Here is a 15,362-nt window from a genome sequence, read left to right as displayed (position 1 = left end):
CGGAGATTGCTTCGTACCTCGCAATGACGCGCAGGGTGGAAAACACCTCAAATAAATACGTCTTTGCGAGCGATAGCGAAGCAATCCCCGACAGGACTGTCGTTACCTTTCTATCTGGAGATTGCTTCGTACCTCGCAATGACGCTTTTTTTTATTTTTCCTACAATCCCAAACTTGCTGAGATCTCCAGCATTCTTTCAATAGGTTTTACTGCCCTTTCAATAATGTGTGCCGGGACTTCAATTTCCGGCATTTCATTTTTTAAACACAGGTATAATTTCTCCAGTGTATTGCGTTTCATGTGCGGGCAATCGTTACAGGCACAGGTATTATTTGGCGGTGCAGGTATAAAGGTTTTATCAGGATTATCCTTCTGCATCTGGTGTATGATCCCGGCTTCGGTAGCTACAATAAATTCCTTATCAGGGCTGTTTGTAGCATATTTTAGTATCCCCGTGGTAGATCCTATATAATCTGCCATCTGCAATATAACTTCCTCACATTCAGGGTGTGCCAGTATTTTAGCATTAGGGTAACGTTCCTTCAGTTTGGTAATTTTTTCCCTGCTGAAAATTTCATGCACCATACAGGCGCCGTTCCATAAAACCAAATCCCTGCCTGTTTTTTTAGCTACCCAGGCCCCTAAATTCCTATCCGGTCCAAAAATTATCTTCTGCTCTTTTGGCAAGCTTTCCACTATCTGTACCGCGTTGCTTGATGTACAAACTATATCGCTTAAAGCTTTTAATTCTGCCGTACAATTCACATAAGTGATAACCAGGTGATCGGGATAGTTTTCCTTAAACTTTTTAAATAAATGCGGCGGGCAACTATCTGCTAAAGAGCATCCTGCCTTCAAATCCGGTAGCAGAACTTTCTTGTTTGGCGATAAAATTTTAGCTGTTTCGGCCATGAAATGTACACCGGCAAAAACAATAATATCCGCATCTGTTTTAGCTGCCTGCTGAGATAGGCCAAGGCTATCGCCAATATAATCGGCAATGTCCTGAATATCTCCTTCCTGGTAATAGTGCGCCAGTATAACAGCATTTTTTTCCTTTTTAAGTTTTTCTATTTCCGCAAAAAGGTCAAGCGACGGATCAATGTATTCGTCAACAAAACCTTTCACTTTTATTTCTTCAAAGATATCCATTCAACAAATCAATTAATAATAACTCTTTTTATATATATAAATAAAACTATTGTTATTAAGGTGTTAGTTATGTTTAAAAGTTGTGATACTATTTAGCCAAAAAGTTGTTTTTAATAATTTATTAACATTTATAAACACCTTTTTGGTTTTTAGTTTATTGATTTTAAGATTAGTATGACAAACAACATTTTATTAATAAAGTTATTTGTTAATAATTTACTCCTTAATAAAATGTTAATTTCGTCGGTAAATCGTCTTACAAATTGCTCAAAAGTAAAAGTAAAAAACGTGAAATTCAGAGTTATTCACATTCTGTTTATTTATTAGAAATTTACTTACACAAAGTTAACATGTTTTATACCTGTTATTAACATTGAACCTAATTTTACACAATACATATATTAAACATGACTAAAACTGTTGATTTTCTTGTAGTAGGATCAGGCATTGCCGGGTTAAGTTTTGCACTAAAAGCTGCAAAGCATGGTAAGGTACTGATAGTTACAAAAGCTAACGAAGATGAAAGTAACACTAAGTATGCCCAGGGAGGTGTTGCTGTGGTTGTTGATAAAAAGGAAGATTCGTTTGAAAAACACATAAATGATACCTTAATTGCCGGAGATGGCCTGTGTGATAAAGAAGTTGTAGAAGCCGTTGTTAAAGAAGGGCCCGACCGGATCCGGGAGATAATTGACTATGGAACCAATTTTGATAAGACAAACGATGGTATTTACGACCTTGCAAAAGAAGGAGGCCATTCGGAATTTAGGGTACTGCATTATAAGGATATTACCGGTCTTGAAATTGAAAGATCATTACTGGAAGAGATACACCGCGAACCCAATATTGAAATACTAACTCATTATTTTGCGGTAGACCTGATCACCCAGCACCATTTGGGTGAGTTTGTAAGTAAAGCGACTACTGATATTAACTGTTATGGTATTTATGCTTTTAATACAGAGAACAACCAGGTTGAAAAGATCTTATCAAAGGTTACTGTAATGGCATCAGGTGGTGCGGGGCATATATACTCTGTAACTACAAATCCTACCATTGCTACCGGTGATGGTGTCGCAATGGTGTACCGTGCTAAAGGTAAGGTGCGTAATATGGAGTTTATACAGTTCCATCCAACAGCATTATATAACCCGGGTGAGTATCCATCCTTTCTGATATCAGAAGCGGTACGTGGTTTTGGTGGCATATTGAGACGTACAAATGGTGAAGAGTTTATGCAGGAGTATGATGAACGCAAATCACTTGCCCCACGTGATATTGTTGCCCGCGCTATCGACTCTGAAATAAAAAAATCAGGAGAGGATTATGTTTACCTGGATATCCGTCACCGGAAAAAGAAAGATATTTTAGAACATTTCCCTAATATTTATGCTAAGTGCCTTGATATTGGGATTGATATGACCCGTGATATGATCCCGGTTGCGCCTGCTTGTCATTATATGTGTGGTGGCGTATTGGTAGATCATAGCGGCAGGTCGTCTATACAACGATTGTATGCTTGCGGAGAATGTTCATCAACTGGCTTACATGGTGCTAACAGGCTGGCATCCAATTCGTTATTAGAAGCATTAGTTTTTGCTCACCGGATATATAAAGATGCTATAGTTCAGTTTGCTGATCTGGAGATACCTGTTAACATACCAGATTGGGATGAGCATGGCGTAAAACTATCAAATGAGGATATCCTGGTAACGCACAATATTCGCGAAATGCAAAAATTGATGAATGACTATGTGGGTATCGTCCGTTCAGATTTTCGTTTAGAAAGAGCAATGCGCAGGCTGGGTTTGTTACATGAAGAAACAGAATCATTTTATAAGCAAACCAAACTCTCTGTTAAGCTTTGCGAACTGCGGAATTTGATACAGGTATCATACCTGGTTGTAAAATCTGCCATGGCAAGGCACGAGAGCAGGGGGCTGCATTATACTACAGATTATCCGGAGCATCAGGAAGTTTTGGAGGATACGGTTTTTTAGGATTACCCTAATATGTGTATTAGCCTGCGCGTCATTGCGAGGTACGAAGCAATCTTCTACATGCTTGTCGCCAACTTCTCTATCGGGAGATTGCTTCGTACCTCGCAATGACGCATTTGGAATAGTTGAGCGGAAAACGGGATTCGAACCCGCGGCCTTCAGTTTGGGAAACTGATGCTCTACCAGCTGAGCTATTTCCGCTTGAAATGATATTCAAACATAGTAAAAAGTAAATCAATCACTAAATCAATAATTCACTAAATAACTAATTAAATTATGTCTGTAATACTGCCTGTAAAAGATAAATCACCCATATGGGGAAACGATTGTTTTATCGCCGAGAACGCCACTATTGTTGGCGATGTTGTAATGGGCGATAATTGTTCGGTATGGTTCAATGCGGTGATAAGGGGGGATGTACACTATATTAAAATAGGAAATAATACCAACATACAGGATGGTGCGGTTATCCATGCTACTTATTTAAAGGCGCCAACCAATATTGGCAATAATGTATCCATTGGCCATAATGCCATTGTGCACGGCTGTACGCTGCATGATAACGTTTTGATAGGCATGGGTGCCATTGTAATGGATGATGCCGTGGTAGAAGAATATGTGATAATAGGGGCCGGATCTATTGTATTGGAGCGGACTATCTGCGAATCTGGTTACTTATACGCCGGTACGCCTGCTAAAAAAATAAAGCCTTTAACTGATGAGCAAAAGGCTTTATTAAATAAATTGCCACAAAACTATATTATGTATTCCGGCTGGTTTAAGGATTAATGGTTTCTTTAGGGATATCCAGCGTTTCTTCCGCATCCCAGTTTGGCCTTAAATTTATCTCTTTATCACTCAGCCATATGTTTTCGGGGTAGGTTTTTAATTTAACCTTACCGCTATCCCATAAACCATTACGGTTATCGTCATATATCACCCTGAAGGTGTATTTGCCGGTTAAGTAGTTCCGGTATACCAGTGAGGTGTTCTTTGTTACTACATCACTGCGAAGTACGGTTTTCTGCTCGTTTAATATTTCAACCACATAGCTTTTTGTATCATCAGGTACTTTAATCTTCATGGTTAGCAGGCTGTAATTTTCCGGCTTATCCCCCTGGAATTTAATACCTGTCCGTTTGTTTTTATCGCCGTAAATATCTGTAAATGCACCCTCGTTTAATATCAGTTCATACTTGCTGTTAGCCCGGTACCGGTTTCTTAAATAAACCGTTTTGGCGTTAGCAGTGTCTTTTTCTAAAACCAAATTGGTTAATTCAACAGAATCTTCTTTTAAAGTTATGAGCGAGGGACTAAAGTTTTCAATAGGGAAGTTGGCCGTAATGGCAAGGTCGCTGCCGGGCCTCAATTTGTTATCGCGGTTAAGATTATACTTGAAACTGATAGCACGTGTAAAGCTTTCTTTACGGCCCTTTAATACGTTTACAGTATCTAATGGTTTATTATCATCAAACATTGCTACACGTAAAGAGTCAAAATCCATATTGCGTAAAAATAGCTGGGCGGTATCCTTTGTCTTGCTTATCTCTACAATCTTTTGATTATCTAATGCCGGAGGGTATAAAATTTTTATAGATGGTTTAACCAGGCGCTTATTAAATATGAATGTTATTTTGCCATCAGGGTCAAATCTTTTTTGTGAAACTAATCTGAATTTATCCGGGACTTGTTTAAACAATTTTAATTGTACGTTCGATGTATCCTTATCTACCTTAATGGGGGTTTTAAGGAAACCGATCAATTCTTCGTCGTTATTATAAATTTTATCGGGGCTCGCTTCCTTTAAAGCATAAATGCGATAGGTATCTTCCCGCAGGTTGTTTAATGAAAAATTTCCGGAGGAATCTGTTGTGGCATAAATAGTAGGTTTCTTTTTTCCAAACAGGAGCGAATCCTGTTTAATGGGAAAAAGCATAACCGTGGCATCTTTTTCTTTTTCCTGAGTGGTGCTGTTAATCACCGATCCGGAAATGCTTAATGAATCTATGTGACTACCGGTCGAGAAAACGTAGGTGAAGTTTTTCATCACGTTGCTTTCATTGACGTCGGCTATCGCTTTTCCAAAGTTGATCACATAGGTTGTGTTTTTTAGAAGCGTATCCTTAAAGTCAATGATCAGGCTTTTCTTGCTGATCTTGTACTCGGGTAGTTTTTCCATTGCCGGGCTTATGCTTATCTCCTGGTATTGATTTTGTAATTTGTAATATTCATCAAAATCTAACCGGATACTTTTTTCTGCAAAATTACGGGTCATGTTTTCGGGAGTGGCCTTCAATAATTTGGGGGGAGTGAGGTCACGGGGCCCTCCGGTGGGCCTTTGCATGGCTGCGCAACCGCAAAGCACTAAAACCACGAAAAAAAGAGATGAAATTTTGTAAAAAAAAGCAGACTTTGGATTTAACATGGTTTTTTTGCCCTATAAACGATTTTTATATTTTTATGAACTGGGATATTAAAAATCTGAAAAAATGCCTTATAAACGACTTTTTATAATTATCTGATTTACAGTAAATTACAAGCTATCTTGATACATGAACCATTAAAACGGAAACATCTGACGGTGACACACCAGAAATTCGTGATGCCTGGCCTAATGTTCTCGGTTTTATCCTTTTTAATTTTTCACGTGCTTCTTTTGAAAGTGACACCAGCTGACTATAATCAAATTCGGGATTGATTTCTTTATCCTCCATTTTTTTCATGCGATCAACAATCTCCATTTCTTTTATAAAGTAACTCTCGTATTTGATTTTTATTTCAGCCTGCTCAACAGTTTCTTTATCGTATCCTGATAACTTATCTTGTAATGAACTATCTATTGATTTTAACTCATTAAACCCTATCTGCGGGCGACTTAATAAATTGAACAATTTAGCACTTTGGTTAATTGTACTTGTTCCGCTTTCTTCCAGCAAAGCATTTACTACAGATGGATCAATGCTTTTGGTTCGTGTAAAAGCTACAATATCATCAGAGTTTTTAACCTTTAGTTTTACCTTATCTAAACGCTCATCGCTTATTAAACCAAGGTCATGGCCCATAGGGCTTAACCTTATATCCGCGTTATCCTGGCGCAGCAGTAAACGGTGCTCTGCCCTTGAAGTGAACATTCGGTAAGGTTCTTCAGTTCCTTTAGTTACCAGGTCATCAATTAAAACACCAATATATGATTCCGATCTTTTCAGTATCAGTTCATGTTTATCGTTGATTTTTTGATGCGCGTTTATGCCTGCAATAAAGCCTTGCGATGCCGCTTCCTCATAACCGGTAGTGCCGTTTATTTGGCCGGCAAAGTATAAGTTGCTAATCAATTTGGTTTCTAAAGTCAAGCCTAATTGGGTAGGCGGGAAGTAATCATACTCTATGGCATAACCCGGTCTGAACATTTTAGCAGTTTCAAATCCCGGGATTTGTGTCAGCGCTTTATACTGTACGTCCTCTGGTAACGAAGTGGAGAAACCATTTACATAGATCTCAACAGTGTTCCATCCTTCTGGTTCCACAAATATTTGGTGGCGGTCACGTTCAGCAAAACGATTGATTTTATCCTCTATTGATGGGCAATATCTCGGGCCTAAACCTTTGATGCGGCCGGTAAACATTGGGGATCTTTCGAAGCCTTCCTTTAAAGTTTCGTGTACTTTGGTATTGGTATAGGTGATCCAGCAGCAGCGCTGATCATTTGACATCTCTACATCTGTATAAGAAAAACGGCCTCTTTCTTCATCACCCCATTGCTCTTCCATTAAAGAATAGTTCAAGCTGCGGCCATCAACACGGGGAGGGGTGCCTGTCTTCATCCTGCCGGAATCAAAGCCCAATGTTACCAGTTGTTCGGTTAATCCTGTAGCGGCTTTTTCACCTGTACGGCCACCGCCAAATCTTTTCTCTCCAATATGGATAACCCCATTCAGGAAAGTTCCGTTAGTTAGCACAACAGAATCCGCTTCTATCTCTATTCCTATTGATGTTTTAACACCGGCAATTGTATTGCCCTTAACTAATAGAGACGTAACAGTGTCTTGCCAAAAGTCAACATTTGGCGTTTTCTCTAAAGCAATTCGCCATTCCTCAGCAAAGCGGGCACGGTCACTTTGCGCGCGCGGGCTCCACATTGCAGGCCCTTTTGATTTATTGAGCATCCTGAATTGGAGAGATGTTTTATCTGTTATAATACCAGAATAGCCACCCAACGCATCAATCTCACGCACAATTTGTCCTTTGGCTACACCACCCATAGCAGGGTTACAGCTCATTTGGGCAATAGTGCCCATGTTCATGGTTATTAATAAAACCGATGATCCAAGGTTGGCAGCAGCAGCAGCAGCTTCACAGCCCGCATGCCCGGCACCAACTACAATTACATTATATTTCTTAAACATATAACCTCCATGTTCCACGTGGAACATTGTTTAAATATTTATTCAGATGTTCCACGTGGAACCTTTATAAATGATGCAAGGGCGAACGCCGCCCAAATACCTTCCAAAATAACAAAAGGATAAAAGCTGATCATGTATGATGAAAAGCCACATAATCCTGCGCCCACAAAGTTCATTCCGCTATACCAGCGGCTTTGAGCAGGCAATTTTTTATATAAATTGAGCAAAAAGGCAACAAGTAATATGATTACTCCTGTTGATGCTATAATATCCGATAGTTTCATCTTATGCCTCTTTCAATTCGCCTAATTCTATCCAACGGGCTGTTTTTGCATCCAGTTGTTTGTTTAAATAAACTATTTTATCAGTAAGCTGACTTAGTTTCTTAGGGTCTATATTGGTTGTATTAAGTTCTTCTGTGGTTGCTTTAAGCGTATTTTCAATGTCAGCTATCTCTTTTTCCAAGCCTTCATATTCCTTTTCTTCTTTGAAGCTTAATTTTGCCTTCTTTGGTTGCTCTGATTGAATAGGAGCAGCAGCCGCAGGCTTTTTATTCTGTTGCTTGCTTTCTTCCAACTCAAGGCGGTATGAAGAATAATTCCCATTATAGATCTTAACTTGTCCTTCCGGCTCCATAATGAACAGCTGGTCGGTCATTTTATCTAATAAATACCTATCGTGAGATACCATTATTAAAATACCCGGGAAATTGCCTAAAAACTCTTCTAAAACGTTTAAAGTATCAATATCCAGGTCATTGGTCGGCTCATCAAGTATCAAAAAGTTAGGGTTCTTGATAAGGATGCTCATCAGGTGCAGACGTTTCTTCTCGCCACCGCTTAATTTTGATACCATTCCATACTGCTTAGCAGGAGGGAACAGGAATAAAGTTAACAAAGCCGAAGCGGATATTAGCTTGCCATCGGCCATTGTAATAAACTCCGCTACGTTTTTAACAATGTCAATTACACGCTCATCTTCCTTAAAGGTTAAGCCAGACTGGTTAAAATAACCAATAACCGTAGTTTCACCTTTAATGATCTCGCCACTATCGGGCGTTAATCCGCCGGTGATCAGGTTTAGCAAAGTAGATTTACCGCTGCCGTTTTTACCGGCTAAGCCTATGCGGTCTCCTTTTTTAAATATATAGCTGAATTTGTTGATGTAAGTGTGGTTGTTAAAGCCCTTGCTTACTTCATGCATCTCCATTATCTTATTACCCTGCCGGGATGTTTTTACACTTAACTCAACGTTTTGTTTAGGTCCGTTGTTTTTTGTTTTAGATTCCAGATCATAAAAAGCGTCTATCCTTGATTTTGATTTTGTACCACGTGCCTTTGGCTGCCTGCGCATCCATTCCAATTCTTTACGTAACAAATTGGAGTTCTTTTGAAAGGTCGCTTCATCAGATGCTTCCCTTTCGGCCTTTTTTTCTAAATAATAACCGTAATTACCAAAATAGGGGATGATCTTACCCCGGTCTATCTCTAATATCTCGTTACAAACATTATCCAGGAAATACCTGTCGTGGGTAACCATCAAAATAGTTTTTGATCCTTCGGTAAGCAATTTTTCCAGCCACTCAATAGTATCAATATCAAGGTGATTGGTAGGCTCATCTAAAATATAGATCTCAGGGTCTTCAATTAAAAGTTTAGCTAAGGCCAAACGTTTCTTTTGCCCGCCCGATAAAGTCTTAATATGCTGGTTAAGGTGATGTATATCAAGTCTGCCTAAAATAGTCTTGATCTTGTACTCATATTCCCAGGCATCTATCTCACTCATCTCCTCCATCACTTTATCCATCTCCTTCATGTTCTCCGGGTCGTTCTCTAACAACTCTTCGTAACGGCGGATCAGCTGCTGCTGGATATTATCAGCATGAAAGATATAATCGCTGATACTTACCGCGTTTTTAAAATGCGGGTCTTGTTCCAGGTAGCCGATGTTTAGATCTTTACTTTGCGCAACCTTGCCTTCGGTAGGTTTTAAAGAACCAGATAGAATTTTTAACAGGGTAGACTTACCTGCACCATTGATGCCTACAAGCGCAACCCTGCGGCCGCGGTTTATACCAATAGTTAGGTTTTTAAATAACCAGTTGTCATGAAAGGAGTGGCCTAAACTCTCGGCCGAAATATATGTGCTCACTAAATAGTTTGTATTTTATCTGATGTATGTATAAATGTACCGGTATCGGTCTCTAATGATTTTTTGTACATGGCATTTGCAACAGTGCTTGCCTTAATGCTTCTGTATTTTTTTAACCCGCCAATTAATAACGGATCGATAACTTTAAATATCCCGCTAACTATTTTCTCTTCTAAGCGGGAATCTTTACGGTCGCCAATCAACATGGATGGCTGATAGATATGCAGAACATCTAAGTTCAGCTTCTGAATATCTTGTTCCACCGCTCCCTTTAGCTTAATATAAAAGGTTGACGATTTTGCATTCGCCCCAATAGAGGATACCAAATGAAACTGACTAACGCCATTTTGCTTTGCTAATTGTGCAAGGTGTAGTGGGTAGTCATGGTCTATTTTCCAGTATTGTTCCTTATCGGGAGTTTTATGCCGGGTTGTACCAAGGCAGCAAAACAATGCATGGCCGGTTAAGGCGCTGGCATGTTTATCCAGATCATCAAAATCAATTACCAGTTGAACCAGTTTTTTATGCTGGATAGGTAGTTCTTTCCGGACTAAAATTAAAACTTCGTCATATTGCTGCTCTTGCAGTAATATGTTTAACAAATTACTGCCAATAAGGCCGCTTGCGCCCGCTATAATTGCTTTATATGCCATTATGGTCAGTTATTTTTGCAAAAATACGCATAAATAAATTGTGGAATAAATATTGTGTGTTTAAACATATAAATATAGATTATTATGAAACAGGTTATTTATCCCGCTAATGAACGAGGATTTAACGATATAGGCTGGTTAAAGGCCCATTTCTCATTTAGTTTTGGCCCATATTATAACCCCGATAAGGAGAGTTTTGGTGTGTTGCGCGTATTAAATGACGATATTATTGCAGCAGGGAGAGGTTTTGGCGCGCATCCGCATGATAATATGGAGATTACCACCATTGTTTTAAAGGGCGCATTAGAGCACAAGGACAGCATGGGCAACGTTGGCGTTATCAACGCCGGAGATGTGCAGGTAATGTCTGCCGGTACTGGTATTACCCATTCAGAATATAACCCATCATCAAAAGAGGCAACAGAATCGCTTCAAATATGGATCTTCCCTAAAGAGCGGAACATTAAGCCCCGTTATGATCAGAAAAGCTTTGTTGAAGCATTGGTTCACAATCAGCTTACTACGTTAATATCGCCCGATAAAAGCGCTGCAGATACCTTATGGCTTAACCAGGACGCCACTTTTTCAATGGGCAATTTTGATGCTGGTCAACTGGTGAATTATTCTATAAAAACCCCCGGCAACGGAGCATACGTGTTTGTATTAGAAGGCGGTGTTAGCATTGCCGGTAACCAGTTAAACAAAAGGGATGCTATTGGTGTATATGATACAGGTTCATTTACAATTGAAACCAATTCAGAAACCCGCTTATTGATCATTGAAGTGCCGATGTCTTAATTCAGCTTCGAAATTATATGTTGGGTTTTAAAACAATTGGCTAATAGATTGTTTATAACTGGCAAGTAATTAGAAGATTATGGCAGAACAAGCAATTCCCGGATATAAAAGGTGGCTGGAAGACATTGGAGAACAGGGCGTTTTCTTTTCGCAGTTCTTCAAAAATATTTTTAAGGGCGGATTTGAGTGGTCGGAATTTGTGCGGCAGTGTTATGAGATAGGTTACAGGTCTTTCTTGTTGGTTGGCCTTACTTCATTTATTATGGGCATGGTGCTCATATTACAGCTAAGGCCGTCAATGGTTGAAATGGGTGCAGAATCCATGCTGCCAAAAACGCTCGCTGTTTCTTTTATCCGCGAAATAGGGCCGGTTATTACCGCTATTATCTGCGCCGGTAAAATAGCGTCAAGTATTGGCGCCGAGCTGGGCAGCATGAAAGTTACCGAGCAGATAGATGCCATGGAAGTATCCGGCGCCAACCCAACCCAATATTTAGTGGTTACCCGCATACTGGCAGTAACCCTCATGGTACCTCTTCTTGCTTTAATGGGCGATGTGATAGGTCTTTTCGGCGGTTTTTTAGCGCTAAACTTTACAGACGATATCAGCTTTCATCTGTACTTTAATAAGTGTATTGCCTCCCTTGAATTTATTGATTTTTTACCCGCGTTTGTCAAAACTTTTTTCTTTGGTTTTGCCATTGGCTTTGTGGGTTGCTATAAGGGCTTCCACTCAGATAAAGGCACGGAGAGTGTGGGTTTAGCCGCAAACTCGGCCGTAGTAACCGCATCCTTATGGATCTTTGTTATTGACGCTATTGCCGTACAGATCACCAGCTTATTATATTATAGGTAAATTATGGAAGAGACGACGGTAAAATATAAAAAAGAAGCGCAGCCTTCAAAGCACGAAGTGGTGGTTGATATAAAGCATCTTAGTAAATCATTTGGCTCAAAAAAGGTACTAAAAGATATCACCCTAAAAATAAACCGGGGCGAAAATGTGGTGATACTGGGTAAATCAGGCGAGGGAAAATCGGTTACTATCCAATGCATAGTTGGCCTGCTAACCCAAGATGGCGGAACAATAAAGGTGTTTGGTGATGAGGTTGCCGAAATGGGCAGCGATGAGTTAAAAGCATTGCGAACAAAAGTTGGCTTCCTGTTTCAGGGCGGGGCTTTATATGATTCAATGACCGTGCGGGAAAATCTGGAATTCCCGCTCACGCGGGTACTGAAAATGAAAGACCAGGGTGAGATTGACCAGCGGATAGAAGAAGTATTGGATGCTGTGGGCCTGCTGGACGCCATAGACAAGATGCCGTCAGACCTTTCGGGCGGGATGAGGAAACGTGCCGGACTGGCGAGAACAATGATTGTACGGCCTGAAATAATGCTCTACGATGAACCCACTACCGGGCTTGACCCCATCACCTCACGTGAGATAAGTGAGTTGATATTGCAGGTGCAAAAGAAATATAAAACAACATCTATAATTATTACACATGATATGGAATGCGCGAGAATTACCGCGGATCGTATTTTGATCATGGGTGATGGGAAATATATAGCCGAAGGCTCCTTTGATGAGCTTAAAAACTCAAAAGACGAATTAGTCAAATCATTTTTTAACGCAAAAGCATGAGAACCACATCATCACAAAAAATAAAAATAGGCCTGTTTACTTTTATAGGGTTTGTAATCCTGTTACTGGCAGTGTTCTTTATAGGCAATCAAAAAAGTATGTTTAGCTCAAACTTTAGGGTTTATGGCACATTTAAAAATGTAAACGGATTAACCGTAGGTAACAATGTCCGCTTCGCGGGGATAAACGTTGGTGTGGTTGACGCTATTAACATTGTGACAGACAGTTCTGTACGGGTTGATCTGAGCCTGAACAACTCCGTTAAAAAATTCATTAAAAAGGATTCGAAGCTAAGTATTGGCAGCGATGGTTTAATGGGGGATAAGCTGATAGTGATTGCCCCGGGTGGTATAAAAAGCACCCAGGAAATAGAGGCCGGTGAGCAGTTAATAGCCATTAACCCGGTTGATGTAGACAGGATAATAACCAAACTAACCAGAATAGCTGACAATGCCGAAACGCTAACGACCAACCTGGCCGAAATAGTAGCCAAAGTAAATAATGGCAAAGGAAGCATCAGCAGATTGTTAAATGATGATAAAATAGCCCGCGACCTGGAAGGTACTGTTAGGCAAGCCCGAACCACCATGAAGGGGGTGCATAGTACAACAGCTACACTAAACGAAGATTTGAAAGCCGCGCAAAGTAACTTTTTACTAAAGGGCTTTTTTAATAAAAAGAAAAAGGCTGCAAAGGCTAAACAAGATTCAATTAAAAAGGTAAAGGAAGACGCTGTTAAAGCTAAAGAGAAGGCTGCTAAAGAAAAGGCTAAGGATGATAATTAACACAATGTAAATCAAGCCTGATAAGCAATAAAAGAGGCTGTCTCATAAGGATGATTTACAAAAAGAGGGTAGCGTTTTATTTGGCTTAGTTACAAACAGTTGCATTCGGCGCACCTGCCTAAAGATTTCGGTGAGGACACCGAAATAGGGAGTTGGGCTGTGAGTACAACGAACGAAATGCGGAGTTAGTGGGTGATATAAACTACCTACCCCGCTGGTTGTGTCCTCACAAACAGTTGCTTGCCTCCAGCGCACTGGCTAAAGATAGAATGTTTTTTGACACAGTGTCCTTTACGGTAAAAGTTAACCACAAAGTAAGATTGATAAGAAATAAAAAAGGGGCCAAATAGGCCCCCTTTTTTATTATAATGCTTTGGTTATCTCGTCAGATAACGGCGTAACAGCCGAGCGGTAACGGTGTATCAGTTTGCCGTTCTCGTCTATCAAAAATTTCTCGAAGTTCCATTTGATCTCTCCTGTAAAGTCAGGATTTGGTTCTGCGGTAAGGAAAGCGAATAACGGATCTATATCGTCGCCTTTAACACTTACTTTAGTACTTAGCGGGAAGGTTACGCCAAAATTCTTTTCACAAAAGGTTTTAATATCTGCATTGGTACCGGGTTCTTGTGATGCAAAATTATTTGCCGGGAAGCCAACAACAACCAGTTTGTCTTTGTATTGATCGGCCAGTTTTTGCAAGTCGGCATATTGCTTGGTATAGCCACATTTAGATGCCGTATTTACAATAAGTACTTTTTTGCCCTTGTACTGTTTTAACGAAAAAGCTTTACCATCAATGGTTGTAAGCTTAAACTTATATAAAGTAGGAGCAGCAGATGTAACAAACATCAGCGTTAAAAATAATGTAAGTGCTTTCATTGTTTTAAAAGTTGGAGATGAATAATTTATTAGTGTAAAATTAGTTATTAAAAACCTCTTTCCACCAAATAATGATCTTCTTTTAAAGTCATTTTTTTCTTATCCGCTACAGTTTTGTCCTTATAACCCAACAAGTGCAGGGCGCCATGTATCATTACCCTATGCAGTTCCTGCGTTTCGGTAACGGCAAACTGTGCTGCATTTTCTTTTATGCGCTCAACAGAGATGAAAATATCACCGGTAATAACGCCCTCCACTTCAGAATTATCAAAGGTGATAATATCTGTATAGGTATCATGATTTAAATACTGCTGGTTTATTTGCAACAGGTATTGATCTGAGCAAAAAACATAGGTGAGTTCATCCAGTTTAAAACCTTCGGCAATAATGGCTTCTGTGATCCACTTACGAACAGCCGTTTTTTTCTTTAATTTATAGCTAATGTCTTCTTCAAAAAATTGTATGGCAGGCATTATATCTTAAAATGTAGTTCAACCTCGTTACCCGAGGCATTAAATATGCATTGGTCTGCTAAGTGCTTCAGGATGAACACCCCACGGCCGGTCAGTTCTTCTAAACGGTCTGGTGCGGTTGGGTCTGGCAGGTCATTGTAGTTAAAACCAGGGCCCTCATCGGTAATAGTCCAAACAATTCGTTTGTGTTCAACATCGGCATTAACAATAACCAGTTTGTTAGCATCAAGTTTATTGCCATGTACAATGGCATTAATAAAAGCTTCGTTTAAGCAGGTCATCATATTAGCAAAGGTGTCTTCGCTAACCTGGTATTTATCCGCAATTGCTTCAATCAAATTCTCCAGCAGGGTTATGCTTTCGTATTTTGATGGAAGCTGTAGGGTATATAGTTCGCCTGTTTGCACGTTAGCCGGTTCCAT

At 39.8% G+C, this 15,362-nt stretch carries 15 protein-coding genes and 1 tRNA gene; 6 read left to right on the top strand and 10 right to left on the bottom strand.

Features of this window, described 5'->3' with window-relative positions; all coding sequences use genetic code 11:
• Nucleotides 1-160 precede the first annotated feature (160 nt).
• A complete protein-coding gene (gene nadA / locus WC743_RS20835) occupies nt 161-1,153 on the bottom strand; it encodes a quinolinate synthase NadA (protein WP_373015193.1) in 993 nt (330 codons plus the stop codon).
• A gap of 407 nt (nt 1,154-1,560) precedes the next feature.
• Between nadA and nadB the strand changes: the two genes are divergently transcribed.
• Nucleotides 1,561-3,153 carry an L-aspartate oxidase gene (gene nadB / locus WC743_RS20830; RefSeq protein ID WP_373015191.1) on the top strand — a complete coding sequence of 531 codons (1,593 nt, stop codon included), beginning with the start codon at nt 1,561-1,563 and terminating at the stop codon, nt 3,151-3,153.
• Nucleotides 3,154-3,281: 128 nt separating this feature from the next.
• On the opposite strand, the gene WC743_RS20825 is transcribed toward nadB, so the two are convergent.
• Nucleotides 3,282-3,354: transfer RNA gene (locus WC743_RS20825), tRNA-Gly, on the bottom strand.
• A 75-nt stretch (nt 3,355-3,429) separates the two neighbouring features.
• Between WC743_RS20825 and WC743_RS20820 the strand changes: the two genes are divergently transcribed.
• Nucleotides 3,430-3,942: a gamma carbonic anhydrase family protein gene (locus WC743_RS20820; protein WP_373015189.1), complete on the top strand. Its 513-nt coding sequence runs from the start codon at nt 3,430-3,432 to the stop codon at nt 3,940-3,942.
• Here WC743_RS20820 and WC743_RS20815 read toward each other — a convergent pair.
• The 5 genes from WC743_RS20815 to WC743_RS20795 all read right to left on the bottom strand — a co-directional run bounded on the left by WC743_RS20815 (nt 3,932) and on the right by WC743_RS20795 (nt 10,360).
• Nucleotides 3,932-5,578, bottom strand: coding sequence for an Ig-like domain-containing protein (locus tag WC743_RS20815; protein ID WP_373015187.1), 1,647 nt, complete (start codon nt 5,576-5,578; stop codon nt 3,932-3,934). The genes WC743_RS20820 and WC743_RS20815 overlap by 11 nt on opposite strands.
• A 115-nt stretch (nt 5,579-5,693) precedes the next feature.
• Entirely contained in the window at nt 5,694-7,556 is a 1,863-nt protein-coding gene (mnmG, locus tag WC743_RS20810) for a tRNA uridine-5-carboxymethylaminomethyl(34) synthesis enzyme MnmG (protein ID WP_373015244.1), read from the bottom strand.
• A gap of 38 nt (nt 7,557-7,594) precedes the next feature.
• Nucleotides 7,595-7,840: a hypothetical protein gene (locus WC743_RS20805; RefSeq protein ID WP_373015185.1), complete on the bottom strand. Its 246-nt coding sequence runs from the start codon at nt 7,838-7,840 to the stop codon at nt 7,595-7,597.
• A 1-nt stretch (nt 7,841) separates the two neighbouring features.
• Nucleotides 7,842-9,707: an ABC-F family ATP-binding cassette domain-containing protein gene (locus WC743_RS20800; RefSeq protein ID WP_373015183.1), complete on the bottom strand. Its 1,866-nt coding sequence runs from the start codon at nt 9,705-9,707 to the stop codon at nt 7,842-7,844.
• Entirely contained in the window at nt 9,707-10,360 is a 654-nt protein-coding gene (locus tag WC743_RS20795) for an oxidoreductase (protein WP_373015182.1), read from the bottom strand. The genes WC743_RS20800 and WC743_RS20795 overlap by 1 nt, the downstream gene beginning before the upstream one ends.
• A gap of 84 nt (nt 10,361-10,444) precedes the next feature.
• Between WC743_RS20795 and WC743_RS20790 the strand changes: the two genes are divergently transcribed.
• The 4 genes from WC743_RS20790 (at nt 10,445) to WC743_RS20775 (ending at nt 13,588) form a co-directional block, all read left to right on the top strand.
• Nucleotides 10,445-11,158 carry a pirin family protein gene (locus tag WC743_RS20790; RefSeq protein WP_373015180.1) on the top strand — a complete coding sequence of 238 codons (714 nt, stop codon included), beginning with the start codon at nt 10,445-10,447 and terminating at the stop codon, nt 11,156-11,158.
• Nucleotides 11,159-11,237: 79 nt separating this feature from the next.
• Nucleotides 11,238-12,014, top strand: coding sequence for an MlaE family ABC transporter permease (locus WC743_RS20785; protein ID WP_373015178.1), 777 nt, complete (start codon nt 11,238-11,240; stop codon nt 12,012-12,014).
• 3 nt (nt 12,015-12,017) lie between these two features.
• Entirely contained in the window at nt 12,018-12,803 is a 786-nt protein-coding gene (locus WC743_RS20780) for an ABC transporter ATP-binding protein (protein WP_373015177.1), read from the top strand.
• A complete protein-coding gene (locus tag WC743_RS20775; protein WP_373015175.1) occupies nt 12,800-13,588 on the top strand; it encodes an MlaD family protein in 789 nt (262 codons plus the stop codon). Before WC743_RS20780 ends, WC743_RS20775 begins: the two co-directional genes overlap by 4 nt.
• Nucleotides 13,589-13,951: 363 nt before the next feature.
• Here WC743_RS20775 and WC743_RS20770 read toward each other — a convergent pair whose 3' ends face one another.
• Genes WC743_RS20770 through WC743_RS20760 form a run of 3 tightly spaced genes read right to left on the bottom strand, consistent with a single transcriptional unit; the run spans nt 13,952 to nt 15,362 of the window.
• A complete protein-coding gene (locus tag WC743_RS20770; protein ID WP_373015174.1) occupies nt 13,952-14,467 on the bottom strand; it encodes a glutathione peroxidase in 516 nt (171 codons plus the stop codon).
• A 47-nt stretch (nt 14,468-14,514) separates the two neighbouring features.
• Nucleotides 14,515-14,940 (bottom strand): rRNA maturation RNase YbeY, encoded by a 426-nt coding sequence (ybeY, locus tag WC743_RS20765; protein WP_373015172.1) that lies wholly within the window; start codon nt 14,938-14,940, stop codon nt 14,515-14,517.
• Nucleotides 14,940-15,362: an ATP-binding protein gene (locus WC743_RS20760; RefSeq protein ID WP_373015170.1), complete on the bottom strand. Its 423-nt coding sequence runs from the start codon at nt 15,360-15,362 to the stop codon at nt 14,940-14,942. The genes ybeY and WC743_RS20760 overlap by 1 nt, the downstream gene beginning before the upstream one ends.

Origin of the sequence: Mucilaginibacter sp. (assembly GCF_041660805.1) — a bacterium.
GTDB lineage: Bacteria > Bacteroidota > Bacteroidia > Sphingobacteriales > Sphingobacteriaceae > Mucilaginibacter.
Note: the sequence above shows the minus strand (reverse complement) of the source record. Positions and strands in the feature narration are given on the sequence as shown.